General features: G+C 49.3%; 18 protein-coding genes. 13 read left to right on the top strand and 5 right to left on the bottom strand.

What is annotated here, in order from left to right:
- Nucleotides 1–92: 92 nt before the first annotated feature.
- Together rnhB and HAV38_RS19475 are read left to right on the top strand one after the other, a co-directional pair.
- Nucleotides 93–728 (top strand): ribonuclease HII, encoded by a 636-nt coding sequence (gene rnhB, locus HAV38_RS19480; RefSeq protein WP_168057072.1) that lies wholly within the window; start codon nucleotides 93–95, stop codon nucleotides 726–728.
- An 87-nt stretch (nucleotides 729–815) separates the two neighbouring features.
- A complete protein-coding gene (locus HAV38_RS19475; RefSeq protein WP_168057071.1) occupies nucleotides 816–1,601 on the top strand; it encodes a TrmH family RNA methyltransferase in 786 nt (261 codons plus the stop codon).
- Between the two features lie 118 nt (nucleotides 1,602–1,719).
- On the opposite strand, the gene ppsR is transcribed toward HAV38_RS19475, so the two are convergent.
- Nucleotides 1,720–2,574, bottom strand: coding sequence for a posphoenolpyruvate synthetase regulatory kinase/phosphorylase PpsR (gene ppsR / locus HAV38_RS19470; RefSeq protein WP_245182470.1), 855 nt, complete (start codon nucleotides 2,572–2,574; stop codon nucleotides 1,720–1,722).
- Between the two features lie 435 nt (nucleotides 2,575–3,009).
- Between ppsR and ppsA the strand changes: the two genes are divergently transcribed.
- The 3 genes from ppsA (at nucleotide 3,010) to HAV38_RS19455 (ending at nucleotide 6,967) form a co-directional block, all read left to right on the top strand.
- On the top strand, nucleotides 3,010–5,418 hold the full coding sequence (ppsA, locus tag HAV38_RS19465) for a phosphoenolpyruvate synthase (protein WP_168057105.1): 2,409 nt from the start codon (nucleotides 3,010–3,012) through the stop codon (nucleotides 5,416–5,418).
- Between the two features lie 139 nt (nucleotides 5,419–5,557).
- The gene (locus HAV38_RS19460; protein WP_168057070.1) at nucleotides 5,558–6,025 is read left to right on the top strand and encodes an NfeD family protein; all 468 of its coding nucleotides are present in this window, start codon (nucleotides 5,558–5,560) and stop codon (nucleotides 6,023–6,025) included.
- Between the two features lie 15 nt (nucleotides 6,026–6,040).
- Complete coding sequence (locus HAV38_RS19455) at nucleotides 6,041–6,967, top strand: SPFH domain-containing protein (RefSeq protein WP_168057069.1); 927 nt, start codon at nucleotides 6,041–6,043, stop codon at nucleotides 6,965–6,967.
- Between the two features lie 145 nt (nucleotides 6,968–7,112).
- Here the strand turns inward: HAV38_RS19455 and smpB are convergent, their stop codons facing one another.
- Nucleotides 7,113–7,562: an SsrA-binding protein SmpB gene (smpB, locus tag HAV38_RS19450; RefSeq protein WP_168057068.1), complete on the bottom strand. Its 450-nt coding sequence runs from the start codon at nucleotides 7,560–7,562 to the stop codon at nucleotides 7,113–7,115.
- Nucleotides 7,563–7,627: 65 nt separating this feature from the next.
- Here smpB and HAV38_RS19445 point away from each other — a divergent pair, with 65 nt between their 5' ends.
- Together HAV38_RS19445 and HAV38_RS19440 are read left to right on the top strand one after the other, a co-directional pair.
- On the top strand, nucleotides 7,628–8,068 hold the full coding sequence (locus tag HAV38_RS19445) for a type II toxin-antitoxin system RatA family toxin (RefSeq protein ID WP_168057067.1): 441 nt from the start codon (nucleotides 7,628–7,630) through the stop codon (nucleotides 8,066–8,068).
- Entirely contained in the window at nucleotides 8,065–8,469 is a 405-nt protein-coding gene (locus HAV38_RS19440; protein WP_311734918.1) for an RnfH family protein, read from the top strand. Before HAV38_RS19445 ends, HAV38_RS19440 begins: the two co-directional genes overlap by 4 nt.
- A gap of 204 nt (nucleotides 8,470–8,673) precedes the next feature.
- On the opposite strand, the gene HAV38_RS19435 is transcribed toward HAV38_RS19440, so the two are convergent.
- Nucleotides 8,674–9,204, bottom strand: a complete 531-nt coding sequence (locus HAV38_RS19435; RefSeq protein WP_245182469.1) for a DUF4124 domain-containing protein — start codon at nucleotides 9,202–9,204, stop codon at nucleotides 8,674–8,676.
- A gap of 178 nt (nucleotides 9,205–9,382) precedes the next feature.
- Here HAV38_RS19435 and guaB point away from each other — a divergent pair, with 178 nt between their 5' ends.
- Together guaB and guaA are read left to right on the top strand one after the other, a co-directional pair.
- A complete protein-coding gene (gene guaB / locus HAV38_RS19430) occupies nucleotides 9,383–10,843 on the top strand; it encodes an IMP dehydrogenase (RefSeq protein ID WP_168057066.1) in 1,461 nt (486 codons plus the stop codon).
- 278 nt (nucleotides 10,844–11,121) lie between these two features.
- On the top strand, nucleotides 11,122–12,699 hold the full coding sequence (guaA, locus tag HAV38_RS19425) for a glutamine-hydrolyzing GMP synthase (protein WP_168057065.1): 1,578 nt from the start codon (nucleotides 11,122–11,124) through the stop codon (nucleotides 12,697–12,699).
- Nucleotides 12,700–12,755: 56 nt separating this feature from the next.
- On the opposite strand, the gene HAV38_RS19420 is transcribed toward guaA, so the two are convergent.
- Together HAV38_RS19420 and HAV38_RS19415 are read right to left on the bottom strand one after the other, a co-directional pair.
- Nucleotides 12,756–13,424 carry a histidine phosphatase family protein gene (locus HAV38_RS19420; protein ID WP_168057064.1) on the bottom strand — a complete coding sequence of 223 codons (669 nt, stop codon included), beginning with the start codon at nucleotides 13,422–13,424 and terminating at the stop codon, nucleotides 12,756–12,758.
- Between the two features lie 478 nt (nucleotides 13,425–13,902).
- Nucleotides 13,903–14,613 (bottom strand): autoinducer binding domain-containing protein, encoded by a 711-nt coding sequence (locus HAV38_RS19415; RefSeq protein WP_168057063.1) that lies wholly within the window; start codon nucleotides 14,611–14,613, stop codon nucleotides 13,903–13,905.
- 234 nt (nucleotides 14,614–14,847) lie between these two features.
- Between HAV38_RS19415 and HAV38_RS19410 the strand changes: the two genes are divergently transcribed.
- The 4 genes from HAV38_RS19410 to HAV38_RS19395 form a co-directional block, all read left to right on the top strand.
- The gene (locus HAV38_RS19410; RefSeq protein ID WP_168057062.1) at nucleotides 14,848–15,339 is read left to right on the top strand and encodes a DUF4902 domain-containing protein; all 492 of its coding nucleotides are present in this window, start codon (nucleotides 14,848–14,850) and stop codon (nucleotides 15,337–15,339) included.
- A gap of 499 nt (nucleotides 15,340–15,838) precedes the next feature.
- Nucleotides 15,839–16,390 carry an acyl-homoserine-lactone synthase gene (locus HAV38_RS19405; RefSeq protein ID WP_168057061.1) on the top strand — a complete coding sequence of 184 codons (552 nt, stop codon included), beginning with the start codon at nucleotides 15,839–15,841 and terminating at the stop codon, nucleotides 16,388–16,390.
- Nucleotides 16,391–16,617: 227 nt separating this feature from the next.
- Nucleotides 16,618–17,889 (top strand): XrtB/PEP-CTERM-associated polysaccharide biosynthesis outer membrane protein EpsL, encoded by a 1,272-nt coding sequence (gene epsL, locus HAV38_RS19400; RefSeq protein ID WP_245182466.1) that lies wholly within the window; start codon nucleotides 16,618–16,620, stop codon nucleotides 17,887–17,889.
- An 11-nt stretch (nucleotides 17,890–17,900) separates the two neighbouring features.
- A partial coding sequence (locus tag HAV38_RS19395; RefSeq protein WP_483413863.1) for a Rossmann-fold NAD(P)-binding domain-containing protein occupies nucleotides 17,901–18,500 on the top strand: 600 nt, incomplete at its 3' end.

Genomic DNA, 18,500 nt, shown 5'->3' with positions numbered 1-18,500 from the left:
GATGCGTTGAATAGTCTTGCTGTATCGTCCCTTTATTGCATATCGCATAGGGTACCCTGAAATTCAATATTTACTTCTGCTTTAGGCGCCCATTGAAACCCACCCAAGATGATTTGCTGGTATTTGACTATATTTATCCCGATGAGATCGTTTGCGGGGTCGATGAAGCCGGGCGCGGACCTTTGGCCGGACCGGTTTTTGCCGCAGCAGTCATACTGGACCCGGCGCGGCCAATTGTTGGCTTGCGCGACTCAAAGAAGCTTACCGCTGAGCGGCGCGAGTTATTGGCGACGCAAATTAAAGAGTGCGCGTTGGCATGGTCGATTGCCGAATGCTCGGAAGACGAGATCGACACTCTGAATATTTTGCAGGCCAGCATGTTAGCGATGCGGCGTGCGGTCGACGGTTTAGCGATGCTGCCGACTCTCGCGCTGATTGATGGCAATCGCTGTCCGATCATGGCTGTACGGGCGGAAGCGATCATCAAAGGTGACGATAAGGTGCAGGCGATTTCAGCCGCATCAATACTTGCCAAAACCGCGCGCGACGCCGCGTTGGTGGTTTTGCATCAGCAGTATCCGGTATACGCTTTTGATCAGCACAAGGGTTATCCGACGCTTTTGCACATGGAACGATTGCGTTTGCATGGCGTATCGCCGGTGCATCGTAAGTCCTATGCGCCCGTACGCGCATTATTGGCGCTTGCGCCAGCGGTAGTCCTGCGCTAGTTCCTTTGATTCTGCGCGATAGTGTGTCCGACGTAGCGCCCCTAGTGCTCAGCGCTTCCAAGCGATCAACCATTACCCTTTGCCCCGATGAAACTGATTACTTCTCCTGCTAATGCGCTCTATAAAGAACTAAAATTGCTGGCAACCCGCTCCCAAACCCGGAGGAAGTCGGGCAAGTCTCTGCTAGATGGTGTCCATTTGACTGAGGCCTATCTGCAACATCATGGTTTTCCTACGCTATGCATTGTTAGCGAGAGTGCGTTATCGCACGCCGAAGTCGCTGTGCTGGTGGCCCGCTGTGAGGCCGGAGGCGTCGAGTGTGTGGCTTTTTCCGACGCGCATTTCAGTACGCTTAGTCAGGTAGAGCATGGGATAGGCCTGATATTTGTGATTAATACGCCGCAATTTGGGCCGCCAGGTGCCCTGATACAATCTGCGGTACTGCTCGATAATTTGCAGGATCCGGGCAATCTTGGTTCCATTTTGCGGAGCGCAGCGGCAGCAGGCATCAAACAAATTTATTGCTCGTCCGGCACTGTCTACGCCTGGTCGCCCAAAGTATTGCGAGCAGGGATGGGCGCGCATTTCTTACTGCAAATCTTTGAGAATGTGGATTTATTAGCGCTGGTTGGCAATGCCCAGATACCGGTTCTTGCTACCAGTTCTTACGCCCGGCAAAGCATATATCAGGCAGACCTTAAGGTGCCGCTGGCGTGGTTGTTCGGACATGAAGGGCAGGGCGTTGCCGAAGACTTATTGGCGCGGGCTACCCAACAAGTCGTGATACCCCATGCAGGCGCGATGGAGTCATTAAACGTGGCCGCAGCCGCAGCCGTCTGTTTCTTTGAGCAGATGCGCCAAACCCAGTCGTAGCGGGGCTGGTCGCGCTTGCTGGAGCGATAAGGTTTGGGCCGTTTAACATTCGTATTTGAAAAATACGAATGATCAATTCATTAATCTGCACCGGATTCCGCTTATCCTCAGCTGTAACTTATTCGTCGTTATCTGTTTTTATTTCCTGCAAGATGGTAGCAGCAATTTCCTCAATAGATTTAGTCGTGGACGACATCCATCGTATACCTTCACGCCGCATCATCGCCTCTGCTTCGTTGATTTCATAGCGGCAATTGGACAGCGCCGCATACTTACTACCTGGCAACCGTTCGTTGCGAATTTCAGAAAGCCGCTCGGGCAAAATGGTTAAACCAAATATCTTGTGTTTGTAGGCCAGCAAACCGGACGGCAATTTTTCACGGACGAAGTCTTCGGGAATTAACGGATAGTTGGCCGCCTTAATGCCATATTGCATCGCCAGATACAAGCTAGTCGGGGTTTTACCCGAGCGCGATACACCCACTAAAATAACGTCGGCATCCGCCAGATTCTTGTTAGACTGACCATCATCATGGGCCAGTGAATAATTAATGGCTTCAATTCGATTTTTATATTCTTCCGAATTCGCCGTGTTATGACTGCGTCCGACCGTATGCGTCGACTTTATCCCCAACTCTTTTTCCAATGGTTCCACAAAAGTCTGAATCAAATCCATGTGCAGGCCTTTAGCCTCTTGGATGACCTTAGAAAGATCAGCCTTAACTAATGTCGAAAAAACAATTGGTAATTTTCCATCTATTGCATATGCTTCATTTACCCTGCGCGTGGCATCGTATGCTTTCTCCAGCGTATCTATAAATGGTAGCCGAATTTGCTTAAAACGTAGTTCAAACTGGGTCAGGACAGAATGTCCAAAAGTTTCTGCGGTAATGCCGGTGCCGTCAGAAACAAAAAATACTGTGCGATGTGCCGCGGCCATTGGAAGCGTCGGAAGCGTTGGGGCGTCGGTCATAATTTTGAAGGGTTTAAATGCATTTAAGGATCGCTAATAGTAGAACATTACATGATAGAACACGAAAAAACTAATGTCAGCTATAAGAACCAGTTTACGATCTGAAGCGAGTGGGCCCCCCTAGTGAGAACCGTGAAGTTTTGAGCCCCCTGAACACCGATCACTTCCTCCCAGTAAATTTGTGAATCAGGTACCTTACAGAGTACATAATAAAAGCGCCTGTCATTACTAGCCAGATGGGAGCAAATGCACTAAATTGGCACACTCTGTTACGAGTGTTGTTCTCCCTTTAGTTGCGAATTGACATAAAATGGCGACCAACACATAAATTTAACGTTCAACCTGTCTAAGAATAACAAAAAACCAGTGTTGTGCAATGCACCATGAAGATTTCTTATCATCAAACTAGAGGTTGTTATGTCAAGTGCAATACAGATGGGTGCTACCCAAGGAGTCGATTACGTCGTTCCCTTTGAGAATCTGCGTATGACGGATGTTGATTCCGTCGGTGGAAAAAATTCATCGTTGGGTGAAATGATTAGCCAACTGGCTTCGGCTGGTGTCAGGGTTCCTGGCGGTTTTGCTACAACCGCACAGGCGTTTCGTGATTTTCTGTCCTATAGCGCAAATGGCGGTTTGTCGCTAGCGCAACGCATTGCTGATCGTCTTGAAACGCTGGATGTTGAAGATGTGCGGGCTTTGGGGTTGGCTGGTGCGGAGATTCGCGAATGGATCGTCGCGACACCGTTTCAGCCCCGTCTCGAACAGGATATACAGGCGTCTTATAAGCGTCTGGTTGCCGATTCGTCCAGCGAAATGTCTTTTGCTGTACGTTCGTCTGCCACCGCTGAAGATTTGCCGGATGCATCGTTTGCAGGCCAGCAAGAAACCTTTCTCAACGTTGTCGGGATTGAAAATATATTGGAGGCAATGAAACACGTGTTCGCGTCCTTATATAACGATCGCGCGATTTCTTACCGGGTTCATAAAGGTTTCACTCACGCAGAAGTCGCTTTGTCGGCTGGCGTGCAACGCATGGTGCGCTCGGACCTTGGTGCCGCTGGCGTTATGTTCACACTGGATACCGAATCTGGCTTTAAGGACGTCGTATTCATTACGTCCAGCTATGGCCTTGGCGAAACAGTGGTGCAGGGTGCGGTTAATCCGGACGAATTTTACGTCCACAAGCCTATGCTGGAACAGGGCAAATTGCCGATCATCCGTCGCAACATCGGTTCGAAGCTGATCAAGATGGAATTCACCGGCGAAGCCAAAGCGGGCCGTTCGGTCCGTACTGTCGACGTCCCCATCGAAATGCGCAATCGCTACTCACTCAACGATGCTGAAATCGTAGAACTAGCCAGGTACGCGACGATTATTGAGAAGCACTACGAGCGTCCAATGGACATCGAGTGGGGCAAAGATGGTCGTGATGGCAAAATTTACATTTTGCAAGCGCGTCCTGAAACCGTCAAGTCACAAGAAAAGCCAACCGACGCGCAACAGCGTTTCAGACTCAAAGGCAGCAGCAACGTGCTGACCACCGGTCGTGCTATTGGGCAAAAAATTGGTGCAGGTCCAGTGCGCGTGATCCATGACGCAGCAGACATGGAGCGCGTGCAACCGGGTGACGTTCTGGTCGCCGACATGACCGACCCTAACTGGGAGCCGGTCATGAAGCGCGCAGCGGCGATTGTCACCAATCGTGGCGGTCGTACCTGCCACGCAGCGATTATCGCGCGTGAACTAGGTGTGCCGGCCGTGGTGGGTTGCGGTGATGCGACCGATGTTCTGATCGACGGTACGTTTGTAACGGTATCTTGCGCAGAAGGCGACGAAGGCAAGATTTACGACGGTCTGCTGGAAACAGAAGTGACCGAAGTCGCACGGGGCGAACTGCCTAAACTTCCGTTGAAAATCATGATGAACGTAGGTAACCCGCAATTGGCTTTTGACTTCCAGTCAATTCCAAATGGCGGCGTGGGCCTGGCGCGTCTGGAATTCATCATTAATAACAATATTGGTGTTCATCCACGGGCGATTCTGGAATATCCAAATATCGACGCCGATTTGAAAAAAGCCGTTGAGTCCGTAGCGCGCGGTCACGCATCGCCCAAAGCTTTTTATGTCGATAAATTGGCCGAAGGTATTGCAACGATTGCTGCCGCATTCTGGCCTAAGACCGTCATTGTTCGTTTGTCTGACTTTAAGTCAAACGAGTACAAGAAATTGATCGGCGGATCGCGCTATGAGCCGGACGAAGAGAATCCGATGCTTGGTTTCCGTGGTGCTGCACGGTATTTGTCCAAAGACTTTGCTGAAGCCTTTGAGATGGAATGCCAGGCAATGAAGCGTGTGCGCGAAGACATGGGCCTGACGAACGTTGAGATCATGGTGCCGTTTGTACGGACAGTCGGACAGGCGGAAAAAGTTATCGGCTTGCTCGGCAAAAACGGTCTCGTACGTGGTGAAAACGGCTTGCGCGTCATTATGATGTGCGAAGTCCCTTCAAATGCCATTTTGGCCGAAGAGTTCCTTGAGCATTTCGACGGATTCTCGATCGGTTCCAACGATTTGACGCAACTAACTTTGGGTCTGGATCGTGATTCTGGCATGGAGTTGCTTGCCGCCGATTTCGACGAGCGTGATCCTGCGATCAAGGCTTTGTTAAGCAAGGTAATTTCTACTTGTCTGGCCAAAGGCAAATACGTCGGCATTTGCGGTCAAGGTCCTTCCGACCATCCGGATTTTGCTGAGTGGTTGATGAAACAAGGTATTGAGTCAATTTCGCTCAATCCCGACACCGTCATCGACACATGGAAGACCCTAGCTGCAGCGCAATAATATCGCCAATGCTTTGCGTTGAGGCGGTCTTTGATTTTGCCGCCTTAATTAAGTAATTCCTCTAAAGATGCGAGCTAAATGCTCGCATTTTTCATTGGTGCGTTAGACTATTGAAATAAATATTGCGGGAGAGAAATGTATGTTGCCTTGGATAGCATGGTTATTGTCAGGTGGCGTCCTGGTGCTGGCTGAATTATTTACCGGCACTTTTTATTTATTGATGATCGCCATCGGTATGGCTGCAGGTGCGCTTGCGGCCTGGTTCGGTGCGGGCTTGGAGTGGCAATTTGTGATCGCTGCCATCGTCTCGGTAGCGGGTACAATCGTGGTCCGTCGCAGCCAGTTTGGTAAGCGCCAAAAGGTCGACTCAGCCAAAGATCGCAACGTTAATCTGGATATCGGCCAGCCGATCAATGTGGATCGCTGGACCGAAGAAAACGCTGGCGGGGCCGCCGACAATGTCGAATTGTATACAGCACGGGTTAAATACCGTGGTGCTTTGTGGGATGTTGAGTTAGCGCCGGGAGAAGTAGCGCATTCAGGGCAATTCTTCATTCAGGAAATACGTGGTAGTCGCTTAATTGTGGCAAGTCATTCAAGTAGATAACCAAAAGGAATCACTATGTTCGAAGGCGTAACCTTAGTCATATTTTTTATCGCGATTGTTTTTGTAATGAAAACGGTCAAAGTAGTACCGCAGCAGCACGCTTGGGTCGTCGAGCGACTGGGGAAATACCATGCAACGCTGGGTCCGGGGCTTAGCATCGTATTGCCGTTTATAGATCGCGTTGCATACAAGCATATTCTGAAAGAAATTCCCCTCGACGTCCCGCCGCAGGTGTGTATTACCCGCGATAACACGCAACTGCAAGTCGACGGCGTGCTGTATTTTCAGATTACTGATCCGATGCGCGCGTCTTATGGTTCGTCCAACTATCTTGCCGCGATTACCCAATTGGCACAAACAACTTTGCGTTCGGTCATCGGCAAGATGGAACTGGATAAAACCTTTGAAGAGCGCGATCACATTAATACTACGATCGTTAATGCTATTGATGAATCGGCGGCAAATTGGGGCGTAAAAGTGTTGCGTTACGAGATCAAGGATTTGACGCCACCTAAAGAAATTTTGCACGCGATGCAGGCACAAATTACCGCAGAGCGCGAAAAGCGCGCCTTGATTGCTGCCTCAGAGGGACGCAAGCAAGAGCAAATCAATATTGCAACAGGCGAGCGGGAGGCATCCATCGCCAAGTCTGAAGGTGAAAAGCAGGCGTCAATTAATCGTGCGGAAGGTCAGGCCGCAGCAATTCTTTCGATAGCGCAAGCGAGTGCAGAGGCTATCCGAAAAACGGCTGCAGCGTTGCAGGAGCCTGGTGGTACTGATGCGGCAAATTTGAAAGTGGCCGAACAATACGTCGCCGCATTTAGCCAGTTGGCAAAAACTAATAACACCCTGATCATTCCATCGAATCTGGGAGATATGAGCGGTTTGATTGCGACCGCGATGCAGGTAGTCAAAACGCAGGGGGCAATTAAAAAGGCCTGAACTTGTACCGATCAGCAAAATAAAACAGCGCCAGCAAATATTTTTACTGGCGCTGTTTTTATTTCATCCATGAATTATTAAATTAATTTTGTTAATTTTTTAGCTTTAACAGGAGGATGCTTTGATGATATTTCTCACGTAAAGTCTAACGACGATGTTGTTTCATAGCGTTTTGCACTTCTCGCTCGCCGTCGCGTTGTCTTTCCGTGTCGCGTTTATCGTGCTGTTTTTTACCTTTGCCGATTCCAATTTCGCATTTGATACGGCCTCCTTTATAATGCAAGTTCAACGGTATCATCGTGAAACCAGAGCGTTCTACCTTGATAATCAGTCTTTTGATTTCTTCGGCATGCAAAAGTAACTTACGTGTACGTACCGCTTCAGGGTGCACGTGGGTCGAGGCACTAAGTAAGGCGCTGATGTGTGCCCCGAATAGATAGATCTCGCCGTCGCGAATAATCACGTAAGCTTCTTTTAGCTGAGCGCGCCCGGCACGGATTGCTTTTACTTCCCAGCCATGGAGTACCATGCCGGCTTCGAAACGCTCTTCAATGAAATAATCATGGAAAGCTTTTTTGTTGTCAATAATACTCATGTAGTTGAAAATGGTGCTGGTCGGTTAAAATTTCAAGTTGTGATTCTATCAAATGGTTGATGCTAATGGCAGTCGTACATAAAACGGTATTATTGGGATATAGCGCAGAACAAATGTTCGCACTAGTCGAGCGTGTAGAAGACTACCCGCTATTCCTGCCATGGTGCGGCGGTGTTGACGTGCGCGAACGCGTAAACAATAAGCTGATCGCGACCCTTAACATACACTACCACGGCATCAAGCAGTCGTTTACTACCGAAAATATCAATACTGCGCCGGTGGAAATGCAGATGCGACTAGTCGAGGGACCTTTTAAACATCTGGATGGAACCTGGACGTTTAAATCGTTAAGAGCAGATGCGTGCAAGATCGAATTCGATCTGCATTACGAGTTCTCTAACAAAATTTTAGACAAATTAATCGGTCCGGTGTTCAGCATGATCGCCAATAGTTTTGTCGACTCGTTCTGTAAGCGGGCCGACGTCGTCTATGGCAACGGCCCGTGATCGTTAAAATCGAAGATCCGATGAGCGCGCAGAACAATGCTGACAGCAAGGATGGAACGGCAAATACGTTACCCGACACGACTGCGGTCATTCACGTTCAGGTATGCTATGGCACGCCAACCAGTCAGCCGATTCGGTCACTGACGGTACCGCAAGGTACGTTACTGCACGACGCAATTATACGCAGTGGCATCCTTGATGAATGGCATGAAATCGACCTGAATCACTGCCGCGTGGGCATCTTCGGTAAATTGAAAGCGCTTGACACCTTAGTCCGCGATAGGGACCGCATCGAAATTTATCGTGGATTGATCGCCGATCCAAAGGAATCACGACGCAAGCGCGCCAGCAAAGTTGCAGGGGAAGATGGTAGCGCAGCCACGGATAAAAAAAGTCGTTGACTGCGTGGCTATGGCGCTATTGTCGCCACGCTTCGCATCAATAGCAGGGGCGATATCAGCACCGCGACGCGTAGTACAAAGCGCAAAGATGTCGGACTCTTGCGTCGCACCGTACCAATAGTCGGCAGCCGACTTGATGCAAGCGGACTTCTATTAGGGCCAAGGTGTTTTGACAGCTATGTCTACGCAGCTATGCGCTCAACGTTATTTGCATTCATCCAATACCTGCTGATTCTCGCGCGATGCCTGCTGACGTTGGTTATCGTCAAAAAAAGCGCGTTGCCCATTTTTGTCGATTTGTGCGATGCGCTGTCCTGAATTCAGCGTGCGCTGATAAGCGCGAGCGCTATCGCAGGCTTTGGTTTTGTTTGTCGCCGATTTTGCGGCATCAGTGGCTTTTTTGTCTTTTTCGGCTTGTTCGTTCTTACGCTTGTTAAATGCCGCATTTTGCTCGATTAATGTGGGAGGCGCTTTGGCGACGTTTTGCGCATCTTTATCGTCCTTTGGGTCGCCGTTAGCAGCGGTCGCGGGAACAGAAAAATTTCCTGGCATTTTAAGAATGCGTTTGACTGGCACTGAAAGTGGCGGCGGCATGTCAGAATACTGTTTGATACCTTTTTCATCGAGCCAAATATATTGTGCCATTGCGGCGCTACCAATGCACAACATACTGAGAGTGACGATGGCAATAAAAACAGGCTTCAAAAAAGGTGGTTTAATGCAAATCGGGGTCATTTTATCCTTGGGCGCATGCGTGGGTCGTCGAAAAAGTTGATAGGTGATTTCGCCATGCTTTAACCATTGTGTCAATTGGCCGGTGCCGTTTTGGCGTAAATAATGATTTAAAACGGGCGACGAGCGACGAGTTGACAAGATTTCTGTATAATTCGGTTTTGCGCCTATAGGAAAAGCTATGCGTCTTGTTCAAAATGCACTCACATTCGATGATGTGCTGTTGGTTCCGGCTTATTCGGACGTACTTCCAAAAGATACAACTCTTAAGACACGTTTGACGCGTAATATCGTGTTGAACATTCCTTTGCTGTCCGCCGCAATGGACACGGTGACCGAGGCGCGTCTTGCGATCGCCATGGCCCAAGAAGGCGGCATTGGTATTATTCATAAAAATCTGACGGCGCTAGAGCAGGCGCGTGAAGTCGCCAAGGTCAAGCGCTTTGAATCCGGCGTGGTTCGTGACCCGATCACTATCCCTCCGACCATGCTGATTCGGGACGTCATTGCGTTGTCGGAGCAACATGGTATCAGTGGCTTCCCGGTAGTCGAAGGTAAAAGTCTGGTGGGTGTCATTACCAACCGCGACTTACGCTTCGAAGAAGAATTAGACGCCGAAGTGCGTGCCAAGATGACCCCCCGGGATCGACTGGTGTATGTCAAGGACGGCGCCGATCTGAGCGAAGCCAAGCGTCTGATGAACAAACATCGGCTAGAGCGCGTGATGGTTGTCAATGACGCATTCGAATTGCGCGGACTGATTACTGTCAAAGACATTCAAAAATCCACTACACATCCGCTGGCATCCAAAGACGAGCACGGTAAGTTACGCGTCGGTGCCGCTGTCGGCGTCGGCGTCGATAACGAAGAGCGGATTGCTATGCTGGTTAAGGCTGGCGTAGACGTGATCGTTGTCGATACAGCACACGGTCACTCCAAAGGTGTTCTGGATCGCGTCCGATGGGTCAAGCAAAATTTCCCAAGTGTTGACGTGATTGGCGGCAACATCGCCACCGCGGCTGCCGCGCTTGCATTGGTCGAGCACGGTGCAGACGGCGTCAAAGTAGGTATCGGTCCGGGTTCGATTTGCACTACGCGGATTGTCGCTGGCGTTGGCGTGCCACAGATTTCGGCTATTGCTAACGTTGCCGCAGCCCTCAAGGGTTCGGGCGTGCCAGTGATTGCAGATGGTGGCGTCCGTTTCTCTGGCGATATTGCCAAAGCACTTGCAGCCGGCGCATCAACCGTCATGATGGGTAGCATGTTTGCCGGTACTGAAGAAGCACCGGGCGAAGTGATTTTATTTCAGGGCCGCAGTTACAAGTCGTATCGCGGCATGGGAAGTCTGGGCGCGATGTCGGACGGTTCTGCTGATCGCTACTTTCAGGACTCAGCCAGCAAGGCTGACAAATTTGTCCCTGAAGGCATTGAGGGACGTGTTCCTTACAAAGGCAGCGTCCTGACGATCCTGTATCAGATGATCGGCGGCGTGCGTTCATCGATGGGTTACTGTGGTTGCGCAACGATTGAGGATTTGCAAAGCAAAGCCGAATTCGTGCAAATCACGTCAGCCGGTATGCGCGAGTCGCACGTCCATGATGTGCAGATCACCAAGGAAGCGCCGAACTATCGGACTGAGTGATCGGCGTAACGGATAAGGTCTTGAACCTGCTGTGAATTTGCTGTGATCTTGGCGCCACGTGTGGTTTTACCTCACGTGGCGCTTATGGTTTAACGGCCTGATTTTTTGATTCCCTATTCATAGCGAGTGACGCGTGATTTGTTATTTGGTCACTGACCCGTAAGCCGCAGTCGCTTCCTTTGGATTGCAATAAAGCGTTTGCTAGTGATTGCCCATACAGACGTAGTATTTCAAGATTCGGATTTATAAACAATTTTTAAGCTACACAGGCGCACACCATGCACTCAAAAATACTCATTCTCGATTTCGGTTCCCAAGTCACCCAACTGATTGCACGTCGTGTGCGTGACGCCGGTGTGTTTTCCGAGGTGTACCCATACGACGTCTCAGATGAATTCATTCGCAATTACGGCGCCGCAGGTGTGATTCTGTCGGGTGGTCAGAACAGCGTGACCGAAGGCGATACGCCACGGGTGCCGCAAGCAGTGTTTGCATTGGGTGTGCCGGTATTCGGTATTTGTTACGGCATGCAAGCCATGGCCGAACAACTCGGCGGGAAAGTCGAAATGGGTAAAGTGCGTGAATTCGGTTATGCCGAAGTCCGCGCACGCGGTCACACTGCGCTGTTAAGCGACATCAGTGATTTTGTCACTTCAGACGGGCACGGGATGTTGAAGGTGTGGATGAGTCACGGTGATAAAGTCGACCAGATGCCGCCAGGTTTTAAGCTGATGGCATCGACTACCAATTGTCCTATTGCTGGTATGGCGGATGAAGAGCGCCGATTTTATGGCGTCCAATTTCATCCCGAAGTTACGCATACCGACCAGGGCGAGGCTATCCTTAAGCGTTTCGTGGTCGATATTTGTGGTTGTACACCGGACTGGAACATGCCCGATTACATCGCAGAAGCAGTCGCGTCTATCCGCAAGCAAGTGGGCAGCGATGAGGTTATTCTCGGCTTGTCCGGCGGCGTGGACAGCAGCGTTGCCGCAGCGCTAATCCATCGCGCCATTGGCGATCAGTTGACGTGCGTATTTGTCGATCATGGCTTATTGCGCCTCGACGAAGGCAACATGGTCATGGAAATGTTTGCTGAAAATCTCGGCGTCAAAGTCATTCGGGTGGACGCGACAGACCAGTTCATGGGTCATCTGGCGGGCGTGACCGATCCGGAAGCAAAACGTAAAATCATTGGCCGTGAATTCGTGGAAGTTTTTCAGGTGGAGTCAGGCAAATTAAAAAATGCCAAATGGCTGGCGCAAGGAACGATCTACCCAGACGTTATCGAAAGCGCTGGCAAAGGCAAGAAGGGCGCCACTATCAAAAGCCACCATAACGTTGGGGGCCTGCCAGAAACATTAAATCTGAAATTGCTGGAACCGTTGCGCGAACTCTTCAAGGATGAAGTGCGCAAACTAGGCGTTGCATTAGGGTTGCCCCATGCTATGGTATATCGTCATCCGTTCCCGGGTCCAGGTTTGGGCGTTCGTATTTTGGGTGAAGTAAAAAAAGAATTCGCAGATTTGTTACGTCGCGCCGATGCCATTTTTATCGACGAACTACGTAACACTAAAGACGAAAGCGGCGAGTCCTGGTACGACAAAACCAGCCAGGCATTTGCCGTATTTTTGCCGGTCAAGTCGGTTGGCGTAATGGGTGACGGACGCACCTACGAATACGTTGTCGCGTTGCGCGCCGTGCAAACTCAAGACTTTATGACCGCGCATTGGGCCCATCTTCCGTACGAACTGTTGGGGCGGGTATCTAACCGTATCATTAATGAAGTGCGCGGCATCAATCGTGTTGTGTACGACATCTCGGGCAAGCCACCAGCGACAATTGAATGGGAGTGATTTGCACCTCGGTAAACGGTTATAACCGGCCGCTTGGGCGTGCTTGCGGCTTCTGGTTAGCCAAAAGTAATTGCGCCTAAGCGGTCGGGACGATCCAGGTGTGTTACTTGATTGAAGCTTGCCAACCTGACTGACTGTTGGTTGAAATAAAAGTGCGTGACGCTGGTGTTTTTTATTTGCATATTTAGCTCAATCGCCATAGCGTCCGGTGCTTCCAGTGTGTGTGCGGTGAGCATGCCAATGGGGCCGCCAGAACTGACCACCAGCACGCGGCAGGCGCCGCTTTGCGCGATAGCGCTATAGGCCTCGGTAACGCGTGCGCGAAAAGCCGCCCAGGTTTCAGGTGCGTTCGGCAGTTCTCCGGTTATCCATAACCGCAGAACCCGTTTTAGTTCCCGGTAAAAAGTCGCTTTGTCGGTCCAGGCCATCCCTTTAGTAATTGCTTGCCCGGGACCCAAGGCGTCGAACAAGCCAAGGAAATCATACTCGTTCAGTCCGGGGTGAATGATGCGGTCCGGATTGTGGCCCAGCCCTTCGCAGATAGCATCGGCGGTCTCTGCGTGTCGCTGCATGTTGCCTGTGAATATCTGGTCAAAATTGATTTTCCGCTCGGCAAAATAATCGCCCAGCCAGCGTGATTGCTGCGCACCGGTCGCCGACAGGCGGTCGTAGTTGTCGGTGCCGAAGGAGGCCTGACCGTGTCTTACCATGAAGAACTCTGCCATTGGATGATGTCTCTCTAATCGAATAAATTGGGTTTGAGATCATCATACCGAGCTTGCAGATATTTTTTACATTTATTGTGTTAATTGTAACTGATAACTTTATTGATATTACGCGAGTCAATTATTATCAGGTACACGTCGAACCGCCGGCGCGTCAGTAGGGCGCAAGTGCGTAAGTACCACCCCTTTGGGGTTGTCAAAGTCCAGCAGGGAGAGTTCGCCTGCAGATACCTTTATAGCCGACGCGGGGCGAAGAATGAGGCGACGTCGATGCCGCGCTGTGTTTCCCCGTAAAATCGCGCAAGACTCGTGCATATGCGGTTTGTTTGTTCTCAGCCGCGGGTGGCCATAAAGTAACGTTAGAGTGGCTGTCTAATGCCGATAGTTTGGCTATGCGAATGGCTAATCTACGCCTGACCGGAAATGCCAGATTAATTAAAATAAGGCGTTCAGGAAGGCATCATTTGTTCATTTTAATTTACAAGAGACCTAAAATTGCAGCCTTGATAGCGGCTCCGGTCTTATTGGCTGCCCCAAGTTTTAATAGCGTATTGGTCACATGAAAATTTACTGTGCGCTCTGAAATATTCATGATTTGACCAACTTCGCTCGAAGTCTTTCCATCGGCAGTCCAACGCAGCACTTCTATCTCTCGGGTAGTTAGATTAGCTGTTGCCTCGGGCATGAGCCTTGGTACCACCAAGCGAGACAAGCCCTCGTGCGCCGTTTGCACCAGCCACGATATCTGTGACGTGATGTGTTCAAGCTCTTTTATTGAGAGCTGATCGTCAGAGCGCGATAAGCTCAGCATTCCGCCAATGCCTCTTTTATCATGGCAGGATTGCGCCCAACCCACACCTAGACCGTGCGCGCGGGCATCTTCCCAAAAAGGGAGGGATTTGCTGTCAATTTCATCAGTCCATGTCAATGGCAACGTGGATCGCATACCGTGTGCCACGGTTGGATCGGTTGCAAGGTAATTTTGCTCAAGATAGCGCTTTTTCCAGGCATCTGAGTAATTGTTCAACATGATTAACTTCGGCTGAGAAAGAGGTAAAGGCATGCGCATACCGTACGCGCAATAGTCGAATCCCAATTTGATAGCGATACCAGAAAGTGCAGAAAAAAATGATGCATCGCTTTCTACCGTGAGTAAAGCCTGAATTTGGTCTTCTTGCCAGCTAACCATATATCCTCACTATTTTTATATATAAAAATTTATTGCAAGAAAATTTCTTACAGGAACTAAATATACACTGAAATATATAGGTGCTTAAAAGAAATTTTTTAATTGACGGCATTTGTATTGAAAGTGCACAAATGACAAAAAATTTTTTAGGATACGTTTTTAATTGTAAAGGTGACATAGAGAAGATAACACCCGCGAATCTTGTCATTTTTATGCAGAGGGAACTGATTTACCATGAATTTGTCAAATGTTTCCACTGAAAATATAAAACAACTATTTCAAATGATTCGATTGTTCTCGGCCTCCTCGCAATGGGACTTATCGCCTGCTGGCAAAATTTTCACAATTTCATCGGATGGCTACATTCGGTTATTATTTGAAGAGCTACAGAATATTACGCTGGTCCATCTTATTTCAGGTCTGGACCAAGATATGCCGAGCCCAATTTTAGGTGGGGCGGTGACTACAACTATTACGGGATACACGGAATGGGTTACTGCCACATCCCCCGGTATAACACTGGGCTGGGATTGGCAATTGGCGGTTGTTTTTAAAAGTATCCATCTCCATCGCATCAGTGAGCCACGCTCAAATGTCATGATGCACAATAGCGATAGGGTGGATATGGGGCCAATTAAAACAACCACGCTATTAGAGAATTTTATCGATAATTTCGATTGGCAATCGACGGTGCAAAAACATATCACCGGTGATTACGGTCAGTAAAGCAGAAACCGCATCAACCCGCCTGAAAAACGCTCAACATCGTCGCCCCTGAGTAGGCGTCGCCACGTCGCGACAGTGTCCTGCGAAAGTTCGCTAAATTTGCCGAGCGTGGTGCAATGCATCAGGCGTAGGTACCGATTTTTTAAGCCGACCACGTTTCATCTTGGCTTGGCTGTTTCCCTTTGACGGGGACCAGATTTACTGCGTCCGCTTATTGAATTCGGTCCATTTACCTTAAGCTTCTGTTCAGCGCTGGTATCCATTTTCTGCGTCGCCGGACAAGCATTGAATCGTCGCTTAACCTTCCGTCGCCGCAAAGCCGGTATTACCCTCCTAAAATCTGATATCGCTATCAACAACGAAAACCAGATATTTCAGACGCCCCGCTAGTGCATAAAATTTCCACTTCGTAAGACTGTAATCCTTGACAGTTACCCCCATAATTGAATTGCTGCAATATTGCTAAATAGCAACATATAACGCTTTATGGGGTGGAAAAATGAACGTTATTTCGGGTGCTACTACTTTATTGTCAACTGAGTTACTTTCCAAAATGTCAAGCTACCGGCATAAAGTTTTTGTTGAGACGCTTGAATGGAAACTGGAGAGCAAAAATGGAGCGGAGCTCGACCAGTTTGATCGTCCTGATACCGTCTACGTTGTAGCGCGCGATGAACTAGGTAATGTAAACGGCTGCGCTCGCTTACTGCCTACTACCGCACCCTATCTTTTGGGCGAAATATTTCCGCAGCTTATGAACGGTTTGCCGCCACCTAATACATCCGATGTATGGGAGTTATCTCGCTTTGCCGCAATGGATTTCAATAACCAGACTACTTCGGCGCTCAAGCAGTTTTCTTCTCCCATTGCCGTCCAGTTGCTTCAAGAGTCGATTATTTGTGCAGCAGCACTTGGAGCAAAACGACTCATTACCGTGTCGCCTATTGGGATTGAGCGGTTGTTGCGGCGCGCCGGTTTTCATGCTCATAGAGGCGGGCCACCAATGATAATCGATGGCCACCCAATTTTTGCGTGCTGGATTGAGGTGTAAGCATACCCGGTAATTATTGCACCCCCGGCGAGATCTTGTGCGATTTCTTACAGTGTAGTGGCTACCGCTTTTGCTTATAGTGAAACAGACGGGGGCTGCGACGGACCCGCACATTGTACGGGGGACGATCTTTAAAACAGGCTGGCTCTGCACGGATCCCAAAAAATGCCTTCGGAATACCAGATCTCCGTTTCCTGGTAGCGCTTACACAAAAAGAAAGTTGGCTAATGAGTAAAGGCTTGAAACGCTGCGTCAGATTCAAATCGTTGCGTTGGAAAGTCATTTTAGTGCTACCGATGTATTCCTGCATTACTGCGTGGGCCGACATTAGCGATCCAGGGACGATTGATGCCAGAATGCTGCCGCCCGAATCCGTTAAACCTTATGTTGGATATGCCATAGGTTACGACAATAATGTATTGAGATTGCCGAGTTCCGAGGCTGCACTAGAGATGGGTGCAGGTACCAATTTATCAGATGTCACACGCCGTGGGCAGTTTGGATTTGCAGTGGATAAAAGTATTGGCCTGCAGAAATTAACAGCAGATTTTAATGTGACGAACGTCTTATACAAAAGATTCGTCCAACTCAATCATCTGGATAAAAATTTTTCCGCTAACTGGAATTGGCATGTGGGCGATCACGTTGAGGGTAACGCCGGCCTGACCTATTCGCAAGGTCAGACACCGTTCATTGACTTCCATTTACTGGCTGCGAACATACGGACACAGGAGAGCGGGTATGCAAACGGGGCGTGGGAATTCTATCCAGGTTGGCGCGTCCATGCCGGTCTGGACTACACCAAATTATGGTACGACCTTGCATCCCAACAGTCAGGTAATAACGTACGGCACCAAACGGATTTAGGGCTCGATTATCTTGCTGCCAGCGGCAGTACCCTTGGCGTTCAATTGCGTCATACGAGCGCCGATTTTCCAAACCCTGACCTAGATGGTGACGTGTCAGTGTTTAACAGTTATAAGCAGGATGAAATCAAGGCAAAAATTGATTGGTTGCTCACCGCCAAAACACGTCTTCACTTTTTAGGTGGTTGGGTTAGCAGAAAGCAGGATGCGTTTTCGAAACGTAATTTTGATGGTTTCAATTCACGGGTTTCTGCAGATTGGCAGTCGACTGAAAGTCTGGCATTTGGCGTCGAAGCCTGGCGTGAGATCGGTGCCGTGGATGAGCTATCGACGGTCTACTCTTTGAATCGCGGAATGCGTTTGACGGCAATCTGGCAGTACTCAAAAAAGATCCGTGTGGTCGGTCGTTATTCATACCAAAGTAGAGACTTTAGTCAATCCTCTGCAAATGGAACGATCGGATCTGTTGATGACAATGACGTCCTACGCGATATAGCGTTGACGTTTACGTATAACCCGACCCCAAAATGGGAATGGCAACTATCAGGCCGTCGCAGTACCCAAGTTCTCGCCCATTCTTCCGGTGGGTACGTTAGCAACGGCGTCATGCTCAACACGCGCTACACATTTTAAGCGAGGACAAAATGACCGAGAATGATATCCCCCTCGTTTCGTTTTTCAAGCACTTGCTTGACCCTGCCATCATTCTGGGTTTGCTGTATCTGATCATCGTTATCCAAAATGAAATGTTCACTGGTAATTATTTGGCACTGATGATCATTGCCTTCTTTATTTCTTCCTTTATTTACGAACAGATCGATCTCTACCGGACGCTACATCGTGGAAAAAATCTGGCTTTTGTAGCTGATATTTTTATTGGATGGGCCATTGTCGTCGTCCTGTTAACGTTAATTGGTCAGAGTACTGGTTTGCGCTATGAACTTTCGGATCGTGTCATATGGACCTGGTTTGCGCTCGCGCCATTTGTGCTTTTATTGAGTCGTCTGACCGCTTATCGGCTGGCATTCAACATTGGCAAAGACCGTGAAGTGCGCACGGCAGTAATCGTCGGGTCCAACGACCCTGGACAGAACATCCTGCGGCGACTGACCTCCCGTGCTAACGCGAGTCTTGATATGCGTGGTTTTTTCGACGACCACGTCGATAGCATTCAGGCACATCCTCGTCCCTATTTGGGCATGATCGCTGACGTCGGTGCTTATGTGCGGGCGCAAAAAATCAAG

It is taken from the genome of Glaciimonas immobilis (genome assembly GCF_011947285.1).
Classification (GTDB): Bacteria; Pseudomonadota; Gammaproteobacteria; order Burkholderiales; family Burkholderiaceae_D; genus Glaciimonas; species Glaciimonas immobilis.
The sequence above is the reverse complement of the archived record's forward strand: the minus strand, read 5'-3'. Positions and strand labels throughout refer to the sequence as shown.

What these genes read in the sequence shown, in the direction of transcription:
- guaA (WP_168057065.1), top strand. Translation starts at nt 11,122, where the DNA reads ATGCACTCAAAAATACTCATTCTCGATTTCGGTTCCCAAGTCACCCAA.
- HAV38_RS19405 (WP_168057061.1), top strand. Translation starts at nt 15,839, where the DNA reads ATGAACGTTATTTCGGGTGCTACTACTTTATTGTCAACTGAGTTACTT.
- HAV38_RS19415 (WP_168057063.1), bottom strand. Translation starts at nt 14,613, where the DNA reads ATGGTTAGCTGGCAAGAAGACCAAATTCAGGCTTTACTCACGGTAGAA.
- HAV38_RS19410 (WP_168057062.1), top strand. Translation starts at nt 14,848, where the DNA reads ATGAATTTGTCAAATGTTTCCACTGAAAATATAAAACAACTATTTCAA.
- HAV38_RS19420 (WP_168057064.1), bottom strand. Translation starts at nt 13,424, where the DNA reads ATGGCAGAGTTCTTCATGGTAAGACACGGTCAGGCCTCCTTCGGCACC.
- HAV38_RS19455 (WP_168057069.1), top strand. Translation starts at nt 6,041, where the DNA reads ATGTTCGAAGGCGTAACCTTAGTCATATTTTTTATCGCGATTGTTTTT.
- guaB (WP_168057066.1), top strand. Translation starts at nt 9,383, where the DNA reads ATGCGTCTTGTTCAAAATGCACTCACATTCGATGATGTGCTGTTGGTT.
- ppsR (WP_245182470.1), bottom strand. Translation starts at nt 2,574, where the DNA reads ATGACCGACGCCCCAACGCTTCCGACGCTTCCAATGGCCGCGGCACAT.
- ppsA (WP_168057105.1), top strand. Translation starts at nt 3,010, where the DNA reads ATGGGTGCTACCCAAGGAGTCGATTACGTCGTTCCCTTTGAGAATCTG.
- epsL (WP_245182466.1), top strand. Translation starts at nt 16,618, where the DNA reads ATGAGTAAAGGCTTGAAACGCTGCGTCAGATTCAAATCGTTGCGTTGG.
- HAV38_RS19445 (WP_168057067.1), top strand. Translation starts at nt 7,628, where the DNA reads ATGGCAGTCGTACATAAAACGGTATTATTGGGATATAGCGCAGAACAA.
- HAV38_RS19435 (WP_245182469.1), bottom strand. Translation starts at nt 9,204, where the DNA reads ATGACCCCGATTTGCATTAAACCACCTTTTTTGAAGCCTGTTTTTATT.
- smpB (WP_168057068.1), bottom strand. Translation starts at nt 7,562, where the DNA reads ATGAGTATTATTGACAACAAAAAAGCTTTCCATGATTATTTCATTGAA.
- HAV38_RS19460 (WP_168057070.1), top strand. Translation starts at nt 5,558, where the DNA reads ATGTTGCCTTGGATAGCATGGTTATTGTCAGGTGGCGTCCTGGTGCTG.
- HAV38_RS19475 (WP_168057071.1), top strand. Translation starts at nt 816, where the DNA reads ATGAAACTGATTACTTCTCCTGCTAATGCGCTCTATAAAGAACTAAAA.